The sequence below is a fragment of the Enterococcus sp. DIV1304_2 genome (assembly GCF_050555445.1).
Taxonomy (GTDB): domain Bacteria; phylum Bacillota; class Bacilli; order Lactobacillales; family Enterococcaceae; genus Enterococcus_B; species Enterococcus_B pernyi.
In genome coordinates this window covers 2,835,401-2,853,465 of record NZ_CP187851.1, presented here as the reverse complement: position 1 = coordinate 2,853,465, position 18,065 = coordinate 2,835,401, and the positions used below count along the sequence as shown (strand labels likewise).

Genomic DNA, 18,065 nt, shown 5'->3' with positions numbered 1-18,065 from the left:
AGCTTAAAAGAAGGGTCGAGCCTTTTGTTTCCCCTTATTTAATGATAAAATTACAGGTAAGAGTCTAATTTAATTCGAGGTGTCTTTGTGAAGAAGTTCAATCCTAATAAAAATATCATTATTACCTTAGTCATCGTTATTATTGTAGTAACGGTCCTAAGTGTGACAGCTGCCCAGCGAGCGAATGAAGGAAAGCCCAATTTCTTCCAATCTATTGTGAACGACAGTGTCTCTTTTGTCGATCGGACGATTTCTGCTCCGGTCAAATGGGTCCAAAATGGCGTGGATTCAGTACATCATCTTTTCACCACCTATTCAGAAAATGAACGGTTAAAAGAAAAAATCGACAGCTATGATGAGATAGCTCAAAAAAACAAGAACATGCAAAAAGAAATCGATGCACTAAAAAGCGAACTCGATTTAAGCCAAACGTTGACGAGTTATGAAAGAGTCACAGCAAATGTGATCACTCGTTCACCTGACTCATGGCAAGATCTATTAGTCGTCGATAAAGGATCAAATGATGGAATCGAAGTCAATATGGCAGTCATGGCGCAAAAAGGTTTAGTCGGACGTGTCATTGAAGTCAATGCCACTTCTTCTAAAGTAGAATTGCTGACTTCATCAAATGTAAGTTCCAACCATTTCCCTGTCCGCGTATCTTCTGGAAACGGAGAATCTTTCGGTTTACTCAAGAATTATGACGAAAAGTTACAAGCGCTAGTTGTGACACAGCTAACAGGTGACAGTGAAATCAAAGAGGGCGACGTAGTACAAACATCAGGTCTTGGAGGCAACTCGCCAGCAGATCTACAAATCGGTACAGTCATCAAAACAAAACCAGATAGTTATGGGCTAGATCGCGAAGTCTATGTCAAACCTTATGCGGATATGTATGATCTCCCAGTAGTAACGATCATCAAACGTCTTGTGGAGGAATAGTCCATGCTGAAAAAAGAGAAAATGACCATTTATTTGCCGATCCTCCTGTTCTTACTCATGTTGATCGATGGGCACTTTACCCGAATGATGTTCAGGTGGTCGAGCGGTGACTACATGGCAAGTGCGCATCTTTTGATATTGGTTTTACTATTTTGCAGTTTGAGTTTTTCCAAACGCTACTTATTGATCACGACATTAGTTTTAGGTATTATCTTTGATTCTTACTATATTGGTGTGATCGGTATTTACGCAGTTGCTTTACCTTTATTAGTATTTATCATGTATGGGATGAAATCGGTCATCCATGTAAATATTTTTACTGAGTTTTTTAGCCTCATCATTTTCATCACAGGCTATGAGTTGTTTACATTGATCGTACAAATGGTATTCAAACTTGCGAGTGTAGATAGTACGTACTTTATCACTAAATATTTAGGCCCAACATTATTATTGAATATGGTATTGTTCGCTCTACTTGTATTCCCATTAAAGAAGCTATTCAAAGAAGGTCGGGACAGAAGTGTTTAGTCTCGAGAAATAAGGCGCCATCCACGAAAATTGTTTTTCAAATTTTTGTGGATGGCGCCTTATTGCCGAAGAAGTTACTTCTGTGCCTGCCATTTAATCTGTTTTAGGTGACGCGAGAGGCCCAATGTCTCAGGCTTTTTTTATTTAATTTAAAACGGGTATTATTTAATTATTGAAAAATGTATTATGAAAATAACCATGTCATCTTACATTTCTGTCATTATAATCAGTTGTTTTGAAATGTTTTTGTAACATAACTATTATCTCATTGACATACAGCTATGGTACAATTTTGTTATCGTTAAGAAAGACTTAAATATTTTTAGATATTTATTAAATTAAGCCAGTCGGAGGAATGAAGAGTGAAAAAGAGTTTAATATCAGCAGTAATGGTAAGTTCAATGGCCTTGACTGCCGTAGCATCACCGATCGCAGCCGCGGCGGAAGATTTTGATTCTCAAATACAACAACAAGATCAAAAAATTGCGGAATTACAAAACCAACAAGCAAGTGCCCAATCTCAAATCGAGGCATTAGAAGGTCAAGTCGCTGACATCAATACAAAAGCTGAAACTTTATTAGCTAATCAAGCAACACTACGTCAAGAGTCTTCTCAATTGACACAAGAAATTGCTGATCTACAAGAACGTATCGAAAAACGCGAAGCAACGATCCAAGAGCAAGCACGTGAAACACAAGTTAAAGGTACAAGCTCTAACTACATCGATGCAGTATTGAATGCTGAGTCATTCTCAGATGCTATTGGACGCGTTCAAGCAATGTCATCAATTGTACGTGCGAACCAAGACTTAGTGAAACAACAAAAAGAAGACAAACAGGCAGTTGAAGATAAAAAAGCTGAAAATGAAGCGAAGCTACAAGAGTTAGCAGAAAACCAAGCGGCTTTAGAATCACAAAAAGGCGACTTACTATCAAAACAAGCTGATTTAAATGTCCTAAAAACTACTTTAGCGGCTGAACAAGCAACAGCAGAAGATAAAAAAGAAGACTTGAACCGCCAAAAAGCAGAAGCAGAAGCTGAGCAAGCACGTATTCGTGAACAAGCTCGTTTAGCAGAGCAAGCGCGTCAACAAGCAGCACAAGAACAAGCTGAAAGAGAAGCACGTGAACAAGCAGCAGCAGTTGCCGCTGCAGCAGCACAAGAGCAAGAACAAGCTTCTTCTTCATCAGTACAAGAATCAACAGAAGTTTCTGAATCAGCTACTTCAGAATCATCATCAAGTGCTGAATCTTCAACAGAACAATCTTCAGTTCCTGAATCATCTACATCAACAGAAGATTCAACAACTGAAAGCAGTGTACCAGAATCTTCAACAGAAGAATCTACTACTACACCATCAGTTCCAGAAACAACAACACCATCAACGCCGGAGCCAACAACTCCATCAACACCGGAGCCATCAACACCTGCAACACCAGCTCCATCAACGCCGGAGCCATCAACACCGGCACCATCAATTCCAGCGCCAACGGCTCCATCTACTAATGGAGCAGCGATTGTAGCTGAAGCGATGAAATACATTGGGACTCCTTATGTATGGGGTGGAAAAGATCCAAGTGGATTTGACTGTTCTGGATTTACACGCTATGTGTACCTACAAGTAACTGGTCGTGACATCGGTGGTTGGACTGTACCTCAAGAATCAGCAGGAGCTAGAATCTCAGTTTCTCAAGCAAAAGCTGGAGACTTATTATTCTGGGGAGCAGCTGGTGGCACTTACCACGTAGCAATTTCTTTAGGTGGCGGACAATACATCCATGCACCACAACCGGGCGAAAGTGTTAAAATTGGCTCAGTTCAATGGTATGCACCTGACTTTGCTGTAAGTATGTAATTTATGAAGAACTAACTCTAAAGTGAGTTAGTTCTTTTTTTTACGAAACTGAAAAGGATCGAACAAACAGTTTTTGGTAACTGTCTGTTCGATCCTTTAAAATTTTCTTGCTTAGAAAGCATGATCAAATAAATTCTTCCGTCAATTCCATGAAGTTTTGGATATCTTCTAAGACCATGTTGATACCTGCTTGCCAAAAATCTGGTTTCGTTAAGTCTACACCTAAGTGTTTTTGAGCCAATTCTTCCGTTGTCATCGAAGCAGTATCGCGTAGTAAGTCGATATACTCTTGTTCAAAACTTGAACCTTGCTCGTTAGCATAGGCGTAAATACCTAAACTGAACAGGTAACCAAAGGTATAAGGGAAATTATAAAACGGTACATCATCAATAAAGAAATGTAGTTTTGCTGCCCAGAAATAAGGATGATAAGTAGATAATGCATTTGCATATCCTTCTTTTTGCGCTTCGATCATCATATCAGTGATCTCTTGTTCTGCCACTAGTCCTTTTTGTCGAGCAGTATAGAATTGATTTTCAAAGATAAAACGAGAATGGATATTCATGAACATAGCCAGAGCATTTTGTAGTTTCGTATCCAACAAATTGATTTTTTCTTCTTTTGTTGTTGCCGCTTTAAGTGTTGCATCAGCTACGATCAATTCTGCAAAGGTACTTGCTGTTTCAGCAACATTCATCGCGTATTCACGATTCAACGCTGGAAGATCCCACATCGTACTACTATGGAAAGCGTGACCTAACTCATGGGCTAAAGTAGCGACTTCGTTGACTGAATTACTATAAGTCATGAAGATTCTAGATTCTTGTGTTTCAGGCAATTCGGTACAGTAACCACCAGGTCGTTTGCCAGGACGATCTTCTGCTTCAATCCAACTTTTGTTAAAAGCGTCTTGAGCAAATTCAGCCATTTTAGGACTGAATTTATTGAAATTCTCAATGATAAATGCTGCCGCTTCATCAAAGGTAAAGGTTTTTTCTTTCATATCACCTAGAATGATCGGTGCATCTTGGTCTTGCCATTCCATTTTTTCTTTACCGAAAAGATTGGCTTTTCTTGTTAAGTAATCGACAAGGGGTTGTTTATTTTTTTGGATCGTCTCCCACATTACATCTAATGTTTCTTTTTTCAAGCGATTATATTCTAAAGGCTTTTGTAAGAAATCTGTTGTACCGTGTAGTTTATAGGTGGATAGACGGAACCCATCTAAATGATTCAAAGTGTCTGTAAATAAAGGTGCTTTTTCTTGCCAAGCAGTTTCCCAAGCTGTAAATAATTGTTTGCGGACTTCTGGATCAGGATCACCCATCATTTTATTGAATGCTTGACCAGCAGATAATTCAATGATTTCTCCCTCTTGTTCAAATGGTACAGTCACGCTAGCGACAATCGTATCATAATGACTACTCCAGGCATTCAAACCATCCAAAGATAATGTATTGATAATGTGCTCCTCGTTTTCAGATAACAAGCGTGCGCCATCGCGACGAATTTCGTTCATGCGAAAAGCAATCGGAGCTAATTGATCTTGAGCACTCAAGTGTGTCCATTCATTGTCAGATATTTCTGCAAATTTTTTCGATAAGATCGTATCTGCTGCTTGCCAACGTGGTAATGAAGCATAGAGTTTACCAGACAAAATCTTTGCATCGGAATCTTTTACATTAGCAGATAATAAAGCAGTAATATAACTATTACATTGGCTGAAGCCGTTGGTTACTTTTTCTTGAAGTGCCAAAATCGTCACAAGAGAATCGATATCTTCGGATGAAAATGACCATTGATTGATTTGTTCGTAATATGTTTCTATTTGTCGTTCTAATTGAGCCAAACGTTCATTTAATTCAGTTGAAGCACTTCCTCCAGGAAAGATAGAATCTAAATCCCAGTTAAGCGAATAAGTCATCAAAAAACCCCTCTCATATTTATGGTACTATCTCTAGTATAGCATTTAAAGAAGGAATAAGTCTTGGAGAAATTATTGTTGTTTTATGAAAAAAAAGCTATCATAGAAAGAAGAGGTGACTTATGGAGTTTTTAAAAAAACAAAGAAAAAATGGAAATTTTTATTTAGTGTTTGCATTAATGATCATGGCTATTTTATTTTATAGCTCCTCGCAAACCTATGGACAACAATCGCAACTTTCAAGAATTGATGCGTGGTTCCCAAACCAACCCTTTAAAGAAGCATTATCAGGTATCCAGTTTACTTATGGAGAAAGTGTTATCAGTATCGACCATTCTGGATACAGCAAATTCATTGAATTCTTTTTAAGAAAAGGCGCCCATTTTGGTACCTATTTTCTATTAGGAGGTAGTCTGTATCTAGGCGTATTCCCGAAAATGAAAATCTGGTGGTTAACGGGGGTTCTTGCTTGGTTATCTGCGACAGGATACGCCGGTCTAGATGAGTTCCATCAAATGTTGACAGGCGACCGTTCACCAATGTTCGAAGATGTCATGCTTGATTCGATGGGGGCATTGACTGCAGTTGTTATATGTATTTTATTTACTTTTATAAAGAAGAGGAAGTAAAAAAGAGAGCACAGTTGCGTGTCTGCAACTGTGCTCTAGTAGTTACGATTAAAAAATCAAAACAGGCGTACCTTTTTCAACCATTCCAAATAATTCTTTCATGACACCTGGTGGCGTATTGACACAACCATGAGAACCGCGAGTTCGCCATAAGTCGCCGCCATATTCTGGTTGCCAATCCGAATCGTGGATACCGATACCTGTCCAATCGACTGGCATCCAATAGTTCACTGGACTTTCATATGGTGTACCATCATCGTTCGTTCCTCTTAATACAGCATTTTCTTCTTTATTCCAGACATAAAAGACACCAGGAGGAGTAGGGGTAGAAGGTTTTCCTGAAACGATATCTGTTTCAAGTGCTACTTTCCCATCTTTGTAGAACCACATATGTTGATTCTCTAAATCGACTTCGATATACGTATCCTCAATCAATGGGTGGTCGGCAGTTGTACTACCTTGAACAATTGGTGAACGGGTGAAATCTTGTCCAGCTAAAATCGCTTCTGTTAAAGCTGTTACTTCGCTATCTGTTTGGATCGTCCAACTGAACGTGCCAGCAGGAACAGTTACTTCGCCACGTTTGGTACTTTTGAATTTAGTATCATTCGTACTTGTATTGTATTTTTCGCCAAGTTCACTAACATACTGACGAACTTTTTCTGAATCAAGCGCAGGTTTTCCATCTTCATAGGTGAGCCATTCAACGATGAGTGAAGAAGAGATCGTCACTGTTTCCCCATTGATACTGTAAGTTCCTTTTACTTTAGCGATATTATTCATTGTCGTTAACTGCTCAGTCAACTTTTTATCTGTAGATGTGACCGCTGGTTCTTTTTGGAACTCAGTCAGATCAATTGTATCTTTTCCATCATTGACAACAGTTGTCAATTCCTTCGTAACGGCTTCGACATCGACCGTGTTCCCTTTCACTTCAGGCTTGATTTTAAATGAGTCACCAGACTTTTCAATCGTTGCATCGGCAGTAGGCGTACGGTCTTTATTCAATTCAGTCAATTCCGTAGACAATGTCTCGATCGTTTGATCCAGTTGTTCCCGTTCCGCACTTAATGGATCGATTTCTTGTTTTTCGGCCGCAGCTACATAGTTCATTCCCCAAGTCCAAGCATTTTGGTTTTTCAAGATGGAAGCTAGATCAGTTGAAAAATCCTTTTTATAACCAAGATCGGACTTTGCAATCTCTTTCCAAACCGTTCCGTTTTCTTTAATTGAAATCGTCTTATTGGAATAAGCTTCTTTTAGCTTGTCATTTGCTTGGTCGATCGTCAGGTTACTTACATTGATCGAATTGACTTCCGTTTTAGGAAGAAAACGATTCGTGTAATATGTACTACGGTAGGTGTAAAAGCCGATTAATACTAGAATCACACCGAGAACAGAAAGCAAACCAATACGCATTGATTTTTTTCGATGAGAAGATCTTGTCATATCTGCAACTCCTTAATAATAATAGTTATAGGGTGTAACGACTCTATCATAGCATAATTTACAGTAAAAGACGAAATGATGTCCCTCTTTATATAAAAATTAACATACTGCTTAGAAAAATAACGATAGTTAGGCAAGGATTTTATATACGGAAGTGTATAAAAAAACAGGAAATCCTAGAAAATGGAAGGTCGATTTTCAGGATTCCCTGTGAAGATGAGGTTGTTTTCGAAGACATTACTTCTGGAACAACGTGTATTCTTTTTTAGTGAGAACGATAGCGTCTCAAGTAATTAATTATTCAGCATCCAATTTAGCAAAAGCTTCATCTAAGATATCTTTTAATTGTTTTGCTGAAGCGGCCATACGATCTTGTTCGCTGTCGCTTAATGGAATTTCAATGACTTTTTGGATACCTTGACGGTTGATGACAGCAGGTGCACCGATATAGATATCGTTTAGTCCATATTCACCATTCATATAAACAGATAATGGAAGAACTGCATTTTCATCGTCTAAGATCGCGCGAGTGATACGTGCTAAAGCTACAGCGATACCGTAGAATGTTGCGCCTTTTTTCTCGATGATCGTATAAGCAGCGTCACGTACACCGAAGAATAAGTTGACCATTGCTTCTTCATCCACGTCTGGATTATTTTTCACCCATTCATAGATTTGTAAACCAGCAACATTGGCATGTGACCAAACTGGGAACTCAGAATCTCCATGTTCACCTAAAATATACGCATGGACGTTACGTGCATCAACGTCAACTAATTCAGCAAGTGCTTGACGGAAACGAGCAGAGTCAAGTGAAGTTCCTGAACCGATTACGCGCTCTTTAGGGAAACCTGAGAATTTCCAAGTAGAGTAAGTTAAAATATCAACTGGGTTAGCAGCAACTAAGAAAATACCATTGAAACCTGAGTCAACGATTTGTGTAACAACTTCGCGGTTGATTTTTAAGTTTTTATTTACTAGATCTAAACGTGTTTCACCTGGTTTTTGTGGTGCACCAGCTGTGATAACGACTAAGTCTGCATCATGTGCATCTGCATAAGAAGCTGAATAGATTTTTTTAGGTGAAGTAAATGCTAGAGCGTGTGATAAGTCGATCGCATCTCCTTCAGTTTTTGCTGTATTGATATCGATGATACCAACTTCTTGAGCGATATTTTGTGTAACTAAAGCGAAGGCATAGCTAGAACCTACAGCACCGTCTCCAACAAGTATTACTTTTTGATGATCTTTTTTTTCTGCGTTTGCAGTCATTTATATCAATCCTTCCATTGATTTGTTTTTTCCATGCCTATGCTAACATGGAAAAAGCCTGCTGTCACGCTATTTGGTTACAAAATATAACAGATAACAAGGTTGTACCATATGTAAAAGCTTACATGTGCGTTATTTCACTATTTAGCAAAACCAATGATTTCATTAGTTTTGAATTATAATTTTAATCATTTTTTCATTTATTAAGTTTCTCTTTTTAGCTGTAACAAAGGATTGTGTGTTATACTAATAGGAGCTAAAATAATAAAAAATCGAGTCAAAGACTGGACCGCCTATGAGCAGTCCAGCCTTTTGTGCTGTTTATAAGATTGGATGAGCGCAGAAATGAAAATGATCGTAGGGCTTGGAAACCCAGGAACGAAATATGAACATACAAAGCATAACGTTGGATTTATGGTGGTGGATCGTTTGGCTGAAAAACACCAAGCGACCTTTAAGAAAAACACATTTGAAGCAGAAGTAGCTGAATTTTTCCACAAAGGTGAGAAAATTTTATTAGTCAAACCCCAAACATTTATGAATGAATCTGGCCGAGCGGTTGGTCCATTGATGACTTACTTTGGGATTTATCCAGAAGAGTTGGTGGTTGTTTATGATGACCTAGATTTAGCAATCGGTAAAATCCGTTTACGACAAAAAGGAAGTGCAGGCGGACATAATGGGATCAAGAGTATTATCTCTCATTTGGATAGTACGATCTTTGATCGAATAAAAGTTGGTATTGGTCGACCAGAAGGTAAAAAAACAGTCGTCCAACATGTTCTCAGTCCCTTTAGTAAAGAGACGCAACCCTTGATCGAACAAAGCATCGATCAATCTGTCGCTGCTGTTGAATTTCTATTGGATGGCCATTCCTTTATAGATACAATGAATCAATTTAATTAAGAAAGGAGAATGAAACGATGGATATGATCCAATTGATTGGCAAAGATGCTCAAGTAGCTGAATGGTCCATGAATCTTGAACAACGGATGTCTAGACAGTTGATTACAGGTTTAGCTGGATCTGCTAAGACGTTGTTGTTTGCACATGCGTTTAAAAAACTGGATAAAAATCTGATTATCCTGATGCCGAATTTATATTACGTCAACCAATTGGCAGAGGATCTGCAACACGTTCTGCCGGCTGAAAGTATCCACTTATTTCCAGTAGATGAAGTGCTTTCCGCAGAAATGGCTTTTTCTTCTCCTGAAGCTCGGGCGGAACGTGTAGCGACGTTGAATCATTTGCAACAAGATGAGCCAGGAATCTATCTTCTTCCAGTGGCAGCACTACACAAACGTCTTCCTGATAAAGAAACATGGAGCAATGCCCAATTACATTGGCAGATTGGCGACGAGATCGCCGTGGACTCATTACCGCAACAACTCGTCTTGATGGGGTATGAGCGGACAGAGATGGTCGCAAAACCTGGGGAATTTAGTATGCGAGGGAGTATTGTCGATATCTATCCTTTGACATTTGAATACCCTGTTCGTGTGGAATTATTTGATGTCGAAATTGATTCCATGAGATACTTCGAAGCTGATACGCAACGATCGATTGAAAAGATCGAAGAAGTGTGGTTGCCACCAACAAGTGAACAAATTTATTCTCAAGAGAATCTACTTGACGGTATCAACAAAATAGAAAACCTCTTAGAAAAGAAATTAGCAACGACCGCAGAACCTACTGAACGACAATTTTTGCATGACTATTTCGGTCAGTTGATCTCGGAGTGGCAACGTAATATCCCGACAGACCAAGCGAAGTTCTATGCGGATCTTTTATATCCTGAACATTTATCGATTTTGGATTATTTCCCCCAAGATAGCTTGCTGATCGTGGACGATTACCAACGAATCATGGAAACGAATCGCGAAATGGAGAGAGAAGCAGCGGAATGGCATACACAAAAAATTAGTGAGTTACGCGTATTCTCTGAACAACAATTTGTGGCAGATGTACATGGGATCATCCAAAAAGAAAAATTTGCGACCACTTTTTTCTCTTTATTCCAAAAAGGAATGGGAAATCTCAGGTTCCAAGCACTTTACCAGTTCCAGTATCGCACGATGCAACAGTTCTTTGGACAAATGCCATTGCTGAAAACGGAAATGGATCGTTGGCGCAAACAAGAGCAGACAGTCGTCATCTTCATTCCAACGAAAGAACGTATCCGTAAGGCGGAACAAATGTTGCGTGACGAAGACATATTAGTGGTAGAAACAGAAGCAGACCAACTGATCAAAGGACAAGTCCAATTAGTCGAAGGCGCATTGATGACAGGTTTTGAGTTGCCGCAAGAAAAAATCGTAACGATCACGGAAAAAGAGATTTTTCAAAAGACAACAAAAAAACAGACACGTCGTCAAACGGTAACGAATGCAGAACGACTAAAAAGCTACAACGAACTAAAAGCTGGAGATTACGTTGTCCATGCGAATCATGGAATCGGGAAATATATCGGTATGGAAACCTTAGAAGTCGACGGTGTCCACCAAGATTATATGACGATCATTTATCAAAATGATGATAAGCTATTTATTCCTGTCACGCAGTTGAACTTGATCCAAAAATATGTAGCTTCGGAATCGAAAACACCACGAATCAACAAACTCGGTGGTAGTGAATGGACGAAAACGAAACGTAAGATCTCCTCAAAAATCGAAGATATTGCGGATGACTTGATCCAATTGTATGCGGTCAGAGAAGCAGAAAAAGGATACGCATTTGGTCCGGATGACTCTTATCAAAAAGAATTTGAGAATGCTTTTCCATATTCGGAAACAGATGACCAACTCCGAAGTGCGGCGGAAATCAAACGAGATATGGAAAAAGAAAAACCAATGGATCGTTTACTTGTGGGGGACGTCGGCTATGGGAAAACAGAAGTTGCGCTACGTGCCGCTTTTAAAGCAGTCAAAGAAAGTAAACAAGTGGCATTTCTTGTGCCGACAACAATCTTGGCGCAACAACATTACGAAACGATGTTGGAACGTTTTGAGGGATTCCCAGTGAATGTTGGTTTGCTGAGTCGTTTCCGAACAAAGAAACAACAAAAAGAAACGATCGAAGAATTACGCACAGGACAACTAGATATTGTTGTGGGTACTCATCGTGTATTGTCAAAAGATATTGAATTTAGTGATTTAGGACTATTAATCGTTGATGAAGAACAACGTTTCGGTGTAAAACACAAAGAACGTTTGAAACAATTGCGTGCGCAAGTGGATGTGCTGACTTTGACAGCGACACCTATTCCGCGAACGCTGCATATGTCGATGCTAGGCGTACGGGATCTATCGGTGATTGAAACGCCACCGGCGAATCGGTATCCGATCCAAACATATGTGATGGAAAAAAATCCAGGTGCGATCCGAGAAGCGATTCAGCGAGAGATGGGACGTGGGGGACAAGTTTTCTACTTATATAATCGTGTAGAAACGATTGAACGTAAAGTAGAAGAAATCCAAGCATTAGTTCCCGAAGCGAGAATCGCCTATGCGCATGGACAGATGACGGAAGTCCAACTGGAAAACACATTATTCGACTTTATCGAGGGACAGTATGATGTCTTAGTGACGACGACGATCATCGAAACTGGTGTGGATATTCCAAATGCAAACACACTCTTCGTAGAAAATGCCGATTATATGGGACTCTCTACGCTTTACCAATTACGAGGACGTGTCGGACGAAGCAATCGTGTCGCTTATGCTTATTTTATGTACGAACAGCAAAAAATCCTTAATGAAGTCAGCGAAAAGCGTCTTCAAGCAATCAAAGACTTTACGGAATTGGGTTCAGGATTTAAAATCGCGATGCGAGATTTATCGATCCGTGGTGCTGGTAACTTGCTAGGGGCACAACAACATGGATTTATCGATGCTGTTGGTTTTGATATGTACTCTCAAATGTTGAGTGAGGCAGTCGCTCGTAAACAAGGTAAAAATCAGCAAACAGAAAAAACTTCTGTGGAGATCGATCTAGGCGTCGATGCCTATCTACCAGAAAGTTATGTGTCAGATCAACGCCAAAAAATCGAAATCTATAAACGGATTCGCGAATTGGATTCACAAGAGATGTTGGAAGAATTAGAAGCAGATCTACTGGATCGTTTTGGTGAATATCCTGAAGAAGTCGCGCATTTGTTGACGATTGGACAAATCAAAATGGATGGCGATCGTGCATTGCTAGAGATGATTCGTAAGCAACAACAAACCATCGTGTTCAAGTTGAGCAAAGTGGGAACAAAGCGCTACACGGTTGAACAATTATTTGAAGCGCTGACTGCCACAAAATTAAAAGCAGGACTTGGTGTGGAAAAAGAACAAATGATGATTCGTTTGACCTTGCCACCTCAAACAACGACTGCTGTTTGGTTGCAAGAAATCCAACAATTTGTCAAAGCATTGCGCGAACAGAAATATGCGACTGCATAGGAAGGGGCTGAACCTTTGGATCATAAAGAAATGCGTCAAGTGATGCATGGTGCCTTTGTGTTGACGCTTGCCTCCTTTATAGCAAAAGTCCTCAGCGCACTCTATCGGATTCCATTGCAAAACTTAGTGGGCGATGAAGGTTTTTATGTTTATCAACAAGTTTATCCTATTTATGGTATTGCGATGACACTCGCTTTGTCGGGGCTACCCCAGTTTATCTCTAAATATGTAGCAGAAAAAAAAGACCCTTTCGAACAAAGACAAGCATTGAAAAATCTTTATCCCCTTGTTTTTTGGTCAGGCTTTTTACTCTGGCTCTTCGTATTTTCATTTAGTCACTGGATCGCTCTTATGATGGGGGATCAACAACTGATGCCGTTGATTCGGATCGTCTCCTTCACGTTTTTGTTGATGCCAGGACTATCTTATTATCGTGGGAATTTTCAAGGTCGATTTTTAATGGAGCCCACAGCGGTTTCGCAAGTCGTGGAACAAATTGTTCGTGTAGCAATCATTGTTTTTAGCGCAATTGCCTTTAAGCGATTAGGCTGGACAGTCTATCAAACAGGCACAGCGGCAATGAGTGGCGCAGTATTTGGTGGCGTATGTGCATATGGTGTACTGTACTATTATGAACAAAAAATCCATGGTGGTGCATTGAGCTTCCGCCACTTTCCGATTTTAAGAAGGCCAGCGAAATCACTCATGCGCCGTTTCTTGATTGAAGGGGGATTAGTCTCCATTTATAGTGGTCTATTGATCTTCTTCCAATTGATTGATTCTTTTTTTGTTAAGAATGCGTTACAAATCTATGGTTTATCCGAGCAAGCATCTAAAATAGCTAAAGGAGTATATGATCGTGGACAACCGTTAGTTCAATTAGGATTAGTTATTGCTACAGCTTTAAGTGCTACGTTCTTACCTGCATTGACACGCTACCTAACGAGTGCAGTCAAAGGACAATTTTATTCCACAGCCAAAATTTACTTGCGTCTGACGACTGCATTAGCATTGGCAGCTTCAGTAGGATTAGCTGTATTGTTGCCTTATATCAATTACGCATTGTTTAAAGATTATGCTGGGAATATGACACTAGTTCTATTTGTTTTTTCCATTGGACTAACTGCAATTATTCAAGCGTACCAAAGCATTGCTCAAAGTAAAAACTCTTTCCGCCCCTCACTAAAGGGTGCTGGTTGGGGTTTGCTTGCTAAAGCTTTAGCTACACCGCTTCTCACGAGTTATTTAGGAACAGTCGGTGCTAGTTTATCGACATTACTTGGACTATCAGTGACTTTATGGTATTTTGTCCGTACTGAAACTCCAGCAATCAATAGTTTTTGGCACAAACGAAAATTTGGTAAGAAATTGATCCAATGTTTAGGTTGGATGGTCTTAGCGTTGTTTGTGTATTATGGCTTCTTAAACTTATTGTTTGGTCCAGTGAGCCATCGCTCGACTGCTCTTTTTGCCAGCCTAGGCGGTGTCATTATAGGCGTAGTCACATTTGTATATGCAGTGATCTGGACAAAATTATTTACGATCCGTGAATGGCTGTTACTGCCTTTTGGTAAGAAAATCTTACGTTTGAAAAAAATAAAAAAAGAAAAGTGAGGACATGAGATGCGACTAGATAAATTTTTAAAAATCTCGCGAATCATCAAGCGCCGATCTGTCGCTAAGGAAGTGGCGGATAAAGGACGAATCAAAATCAATGGCAAACTAGCGAAATCTTCCAGTGACGTCAAGGTTGGAGACCAGTTGGACATCCAATTTGGCAACAAGACGATGGAAATCAAGGTAGCAGAGTTGCATGAGTCAACAAAAAAAGAAGATGCACAAAAAATGTATGAAGTCTTGTCAGAAACACGAGTACAAAACACGAGCGAAATAGATTAGACAAGCATTCAGGATGTTGGTATAATAAAGAATGACAATCAAAAAAGATTGGAGCGAATACAGGTGGCAAACAAAAGCAATAAAATCGCTGCACTAGACACAGAGTATGCAAAGAAAAAATATGTCGAATTTCAACAACAACAACGCCAATTGATTTTTCGTAGACGCAGGTTAGCAGCCATCTTTTTAGGTGCTTTGGTCATTTTCGCTGTAATAGGTTTCCAAATTTTTAATGATATGCAACGAATGAATCATTTAAATGAATTAAAAGTCGAAGCAGATACAGAGTTACAACAAATCAATAAAGATGTAGACCAACTCACAGAAGACGTGAAATTGCTTAAAGATGAAGATTACGTAGCAAAACTTGCTAGAAGCAAATTTTTCTATTCAAAAGAAGGGGAGCAAGTCTACCCGATACTTGAATCTACGACAGATAATTCAGCAGACACCGATGAACAAACAACGAGTTCAACAACTGCCCAATAAGCAGTAATATAAAAAAAGGGAAATAATTAGGAGGAACATTTTTTTTATGTCAATCGAGGTAGGAGCAAAACTGCAAGGAAAAGTTTCAGGAATCACAAATTTTGGCGCGTTTATTGATTTAGGAGCTGGCAAAACAGGGTTAGTTCATATCAGTGAAGTATCAAACGGTTATATCAAGGATATTCATGATGTATTGAGCGTTGGTGATGAGGTAACAGTCAAAGTCATTACAGTCAATGATGATGGGAAAATCGGTTTATCTATCCGCAAAGCACAAGAGCAACCAGTAGAAACTAATGATGAAAATCGTCAAAAGAGATATCCACAAAAAGAAACTCGAGATAATCGAGGACGCGCACCGCAGAAAAAATCTTTTTCTCGCAGCCAACCTTCCAATACAAAAGAAGACTTCGATTCATTGATGAGCTCATTTTTAAAAGATAGCGATGATCGATTGACTTCCTTAAAACGCAACACAGAAGGAAAACGCGGAGGCCGTGGCGGTCGCCGTAGCTAAGCTAAGCGAAATTGAAGGGCAGGCAATTGTCACAGACTTTTGTCCGCTCTTTTTATTTTGTAAAAGGATGTGACACCAATGGATAGAAGAGCAAGTCAGTTTAAACAAGCATTTATAAAAAGAGGCTTACGCCGTGGCTATCTGTCTGAACATGCGAAAATACTAGTTGCTGTTTCCGGTGGTGTAGACTCGATGGTTTTACTCGATTGCTTAATGACTGCCCAAAAACAAATTGGCTTTCGGTTAGGGGTTGTCCATATCGATCATCGCTTACGGAGCGTTTCTGCGGATGAAGCAGCCTATCTTGCTGACTTTTGCGATAAAAACAATCTTACTTTCCACTTAAAAGTATGGGAGAATCCCGCGGAACAAGGAATTGAAACGGCTGCTCGAGCTTTTCGGTATGAGAAATTTGATGAGATCGTACGAGATTATCATTATGATACATTGATGACAGCGCATCATGGGGATGATCAAATGGAAACGATTTTGATGAAAATCATTCGTGGTGGGCAGCTAGGTACCTATGCGGGAATCAAGGAAACGCAACCTTTTGCTGGTGGGCGACTTATTCGACCGTTGTTGTCATTTAGTAAAGAACAATTGTATGCGTATGCGGAAGCAGAAGATTTACCTTTTTTTGAGGACCATACCAATCAGGAACTAACTGTCCAACGTAATCGACTTCGTCATTTAGTCGTACCACAATTGAAAAAAGAAAATACCCAAGCGATGGCTCATTTCCAAAAATTCTCGCAACAGATCCAATGGGCAGAACAATTCATCCGAAAAAATACTCATCAGATGATCACGGAACATCTTACGTATGGAGAAGAGCGCTTATCTATTCCGTGGAAGGTGATCGGACGTTTGGAATCATTTGAACGTTACTTCTTCTTTTACACGTTCTTTGATTACGTTTTTCCAGTTACGAAAGTGACGATCAAAGAAAAACAGATTGACACGTTGTTACAACAATGTGAACAAGCCGCAGGACAATGGCAGATTGATCTGGGCAAACGCTGGGTGATCGAACGTTCCTATGAAGTACTTTATCTTTATGAAAGAAAAAAGGAACGATCAACCAACCACCAAAATACTCCGTTAAAAATCATACCGAATCAAGCCATTCAGTTAGGAGAGTCGGAATGGTTAGGGATCTACACACCCGACCAACTTCCAGATTGGAAATTGGATGAAACAGGTGAAATCTTCACTCATGATCTATGGTTATCCGCCGAACAATCGCTTTGGGTCGATCGGCGAAAACCGGGAGATCGTATCCAATTGACGGAGACGTTGAACAAAAGAGTGTCAAGATATTTTATCGATAAAAAAATATCTGTTGCACAACGAAAAAATTCATGGGTTATTATAGATGAAGGGAGAAATCTATGGAGTCTAGTCCCTTTTGTCCATTCTTATTTGAGTATTGGTGTAGAAACTGATAAAATACACTACATACTTCTTTACAAATATCAAAAAGAAGCAATTGGAAGGAGAACCTGATGTTAGAAAAAGATATCGAGAGAGTATTGATCACGCAAGAAGAGATACAAGTTCGTTGTAAAGAACTAGGAAAAGAGTTAACTGAAAATTATCAAGATAAAAATCCGTTGGTTGTTGGTGTATTGAAAGGTGCTGTCCCATTCATGGCAGACATTATCCGTTCGATCGATGCTTACCTAGAATTGGATTTTATGGATGTTTCAAGTTACGGTAACGCAACTGTTTCATCAGGTGAAGTAAAAATCGTAAAAGACTTGGATACGAATGTGGAAGGCCGTGATTTATTGATCGTCGAAGACATCATTGATAGCGGAAGAACACTTGCTTATTTAGTCGATCTATTCAAATACCGTAAAGCAAACTCAGTCAAAATCGTGACACTCCTTGATAAGCCCGAAGGCAGAGTCGTAGATATCGAAGCGGATTACATTGGTTTCAATGTGCCAAACGAGTTTGTGGTAGGTTATGGATTAGATTATGCAGAAGCCTATCGAAATCTTCCATACATCGGTGTACTAAAACCGAGCGTTTATCAATCAAATTAATCATCTATCTCTCATAAATTATGTTACAATAGTATGGTCAGGATTGATAAAAGATTTATCA

The 18,065-nt window shown here is 39.4% G+C and carries 15 protein-coding genes; 12 read left to right on the top strand and 3 right to left on the bottom strand.

What is annotated here, in order from left to right; translation table 11 throughout:
* The first annotated feature begins 87 nt into the window (after positions 1–87).
* The 3 genes from mreC (at position 88) to IGJ14_RS13190 (ending at position 3,326) form a co-directional block, all read left to right on the top strand.
* On the top strand, positions 88–942 hold the full coding sequence (mreC, locus tag IGJ14_RS13200) for a rod shape-determining protein MreC (protein WP_010734107.1): 855 nt from the start codon (positions 88–90) through the stop codon (positions 940–942).
* 3 nt (positions 943–945) lie between these two features.
* Positions 946–1,470, top strand: a complete 525-nt coding sequence (gene mreD, locus IGJ14_RS13195) for a rod shape-determining protein MreD (protein WP_019722343.1) — start codon at positions 946–948, stop codon at positions 1,468–1,470.
* Between the two features lie 362 nt (positions 1,471–1,832).
* The gene (locus IGJ14_RS13190) at positions 1,833–3,326 is read left to right on the top strand and encodes a PcsB-like coiled-coil domain-containing protein (protein WP_019722342.1); all 1,494 of its coding nucleotides are present in this window, start codon (positions 1,833–1,835) and stop codon (positions 3,324–3,326) included.
* A 124-nt stretch (positions 3,327–3,450) separates the two neighbouring features.
* Here IGJ14_RS13190 and IGJ14_RS13185 read toward each other — a convergent pair whose 3' ends face one another.
* Positions 3,451–5,250: a M3 family oligoendopeptidase gene (locus IGJ14_RS13185; RefSeq protein WP_019722341.1), complete on the bottom strand. Its 1,800-nt coding sequence runs from the start codon at positions 5,248–5,250 to the stop codon at positions 3,451–3,453.
* 122 nt (positions 5,251–5,372) lie between these two features.
* Between IGJ14_RS13185 and IGJ14_RS13180 the strand changes: the two genes are divergently transcribed.
* A complete protein-coding gene (locus IGJ14_RS13180) occupies positions 5,373–5,879 on the top strand; it encodes a VanZ family protein (RefSeq protein WP_019722340.1) in 507 nt (168 codons plus the stop codon).
* A gap of 48 nt (positions 5,880–5,927) precedes the next feature.
* Here IGJ14_RS13180 and IGJ14_RS13175 read toward each other — a convergent pair whose 3' ends face one another.
* Both IGJ14_RS13175 and IGJ14_RS13170 read right to left on the bottom strand, forming a co-directional pair.
* Complete coding sequence (locus tag IGJ14_RS13175; protein ID WP_019722339.1) at positions 5,928–7,328, bottom strand: L,D-transpeptidase family protein; 1,401 nt, start codon at positions 7,326–7,328, stop codon at positions 5,928–5,930.
* 297 nt (positions 7,329–7,625) lie between these two features.
* Positions 7,626–8,600, bottom strand: coding sequence for an L-lactate dehydrogenase (locus IGJ14_RS13170; RefSeq protein WP_019722338.1), 975 nt, complete (start codon positions 8,598–8,600; stop codon positions 7,626–7,628).
* Positions 8,601–8,945: 345 nt separating this feature from the next.
* Between IGJ14_RS13170 and pth the strand changes: the two genes are divergently transcribed.
* The 8 genes from pth (at position 8,946) to hpt (ending at position 18,004) form a co-directional block, all read left to right on the top strand.
* A complete protein-coding gene (gene pth / locus IGJ14_RS13165) occupies positions 8,946–9,506 on the top strand; it encodes an aminoacyl-tRNA hydrolase (protein ID WP_010734115.1) in 561 nt (186 codons plus the stop codon).
* A 17-nt stretch (positions 9,507–9,523) separates the two neighbouring features.
* Complete coding sequence (gene mfd / locus IGJ14_RS13160) at positions 9,524–13,045, top strand: transcription-repair coupling factor (RefSeq protein WP_019722337.1); 3,522 nt, start codon at positions 9,524–9,526, stop codon at positions 13,043–13,045.
* A 15-nt stretch (positions 13,046–13,060) separates the two neighbouring features.
* The gene (locus IGJ14_RS13155) at positions 13,061–14,659 is read left to right on the top strand and encodes a putative polysaccharide biosynthesis protein (RefSeq protein WP_430608042.1); all 1,599 of its coding nucleotides are present in this window, start codon (positions 13,061–13,063) and stop codon (positions 14,657–14,659) included.
* Between the two features lie 9 nt (positions 14,660–14,668).
* Positions 14,669–14,944, top strand: coding sequence for an RNA-binding S4 domain-containing protein (locus IGJ14_RS13150; RefSeq protein ID WP_019722335.1), 276 nt, complete (start codon positions 14,669–14,671; stop codon positions 14,942–14,944).
* Positions 14,945–15,007: 63 nt separating this feature from the next.
* Complete coding sequence (locus IGJ14_RS13145) at positions 15,008–15,433, top strand: FtsB family cell division protein (protein ID WP_010734119.1); 426 nt, start codon at positions 15,008–15,010, stop codon at positions 15,431–15,433.
* Between the two features lie 46 nt (positions 15,434–15,479).
* The gene (locus IGJ14_RS13140; RefSeq protein ID WP_010734120.1) at positions 15,480–15,950 is read left to right on the top strand and encodes a S1 domain-containing RNA-binding protein; all 471 of its coding nucleotides are present in this window, start codon (positions 15,480–15,482) and stop codon (positions 15,948–15,950) included.
* Between the two features lie 78 nt (positions 15,951–16,028).
* Positions 16,029–17,459, top strand: coding sequence for a tRNA lysidine(34) synthetase TilS (gene tilS, locus IGJ14_RS13135; protein ID WP_019722334.1), 1,431 nt, complete (start codon positions 16,029–16,031; stop codon positions 17,457–17,459).
* Complete coding sequence (gene hpt / locus IGJ14_RS13130) at positions 17,459–18,004, top strand: hypoxanthine phosphoribosyltransferase (protein ID WP_010734122.1); 546 nt, start codon at positions 17,459–17,461, stop codon at positions 18,002–18,004. Before tilS ends, hpt begins: the two co-directional genes overlap by 1 nt.
* Positions 18,005–18,065 lie beyond the last annotated feature (61 nt).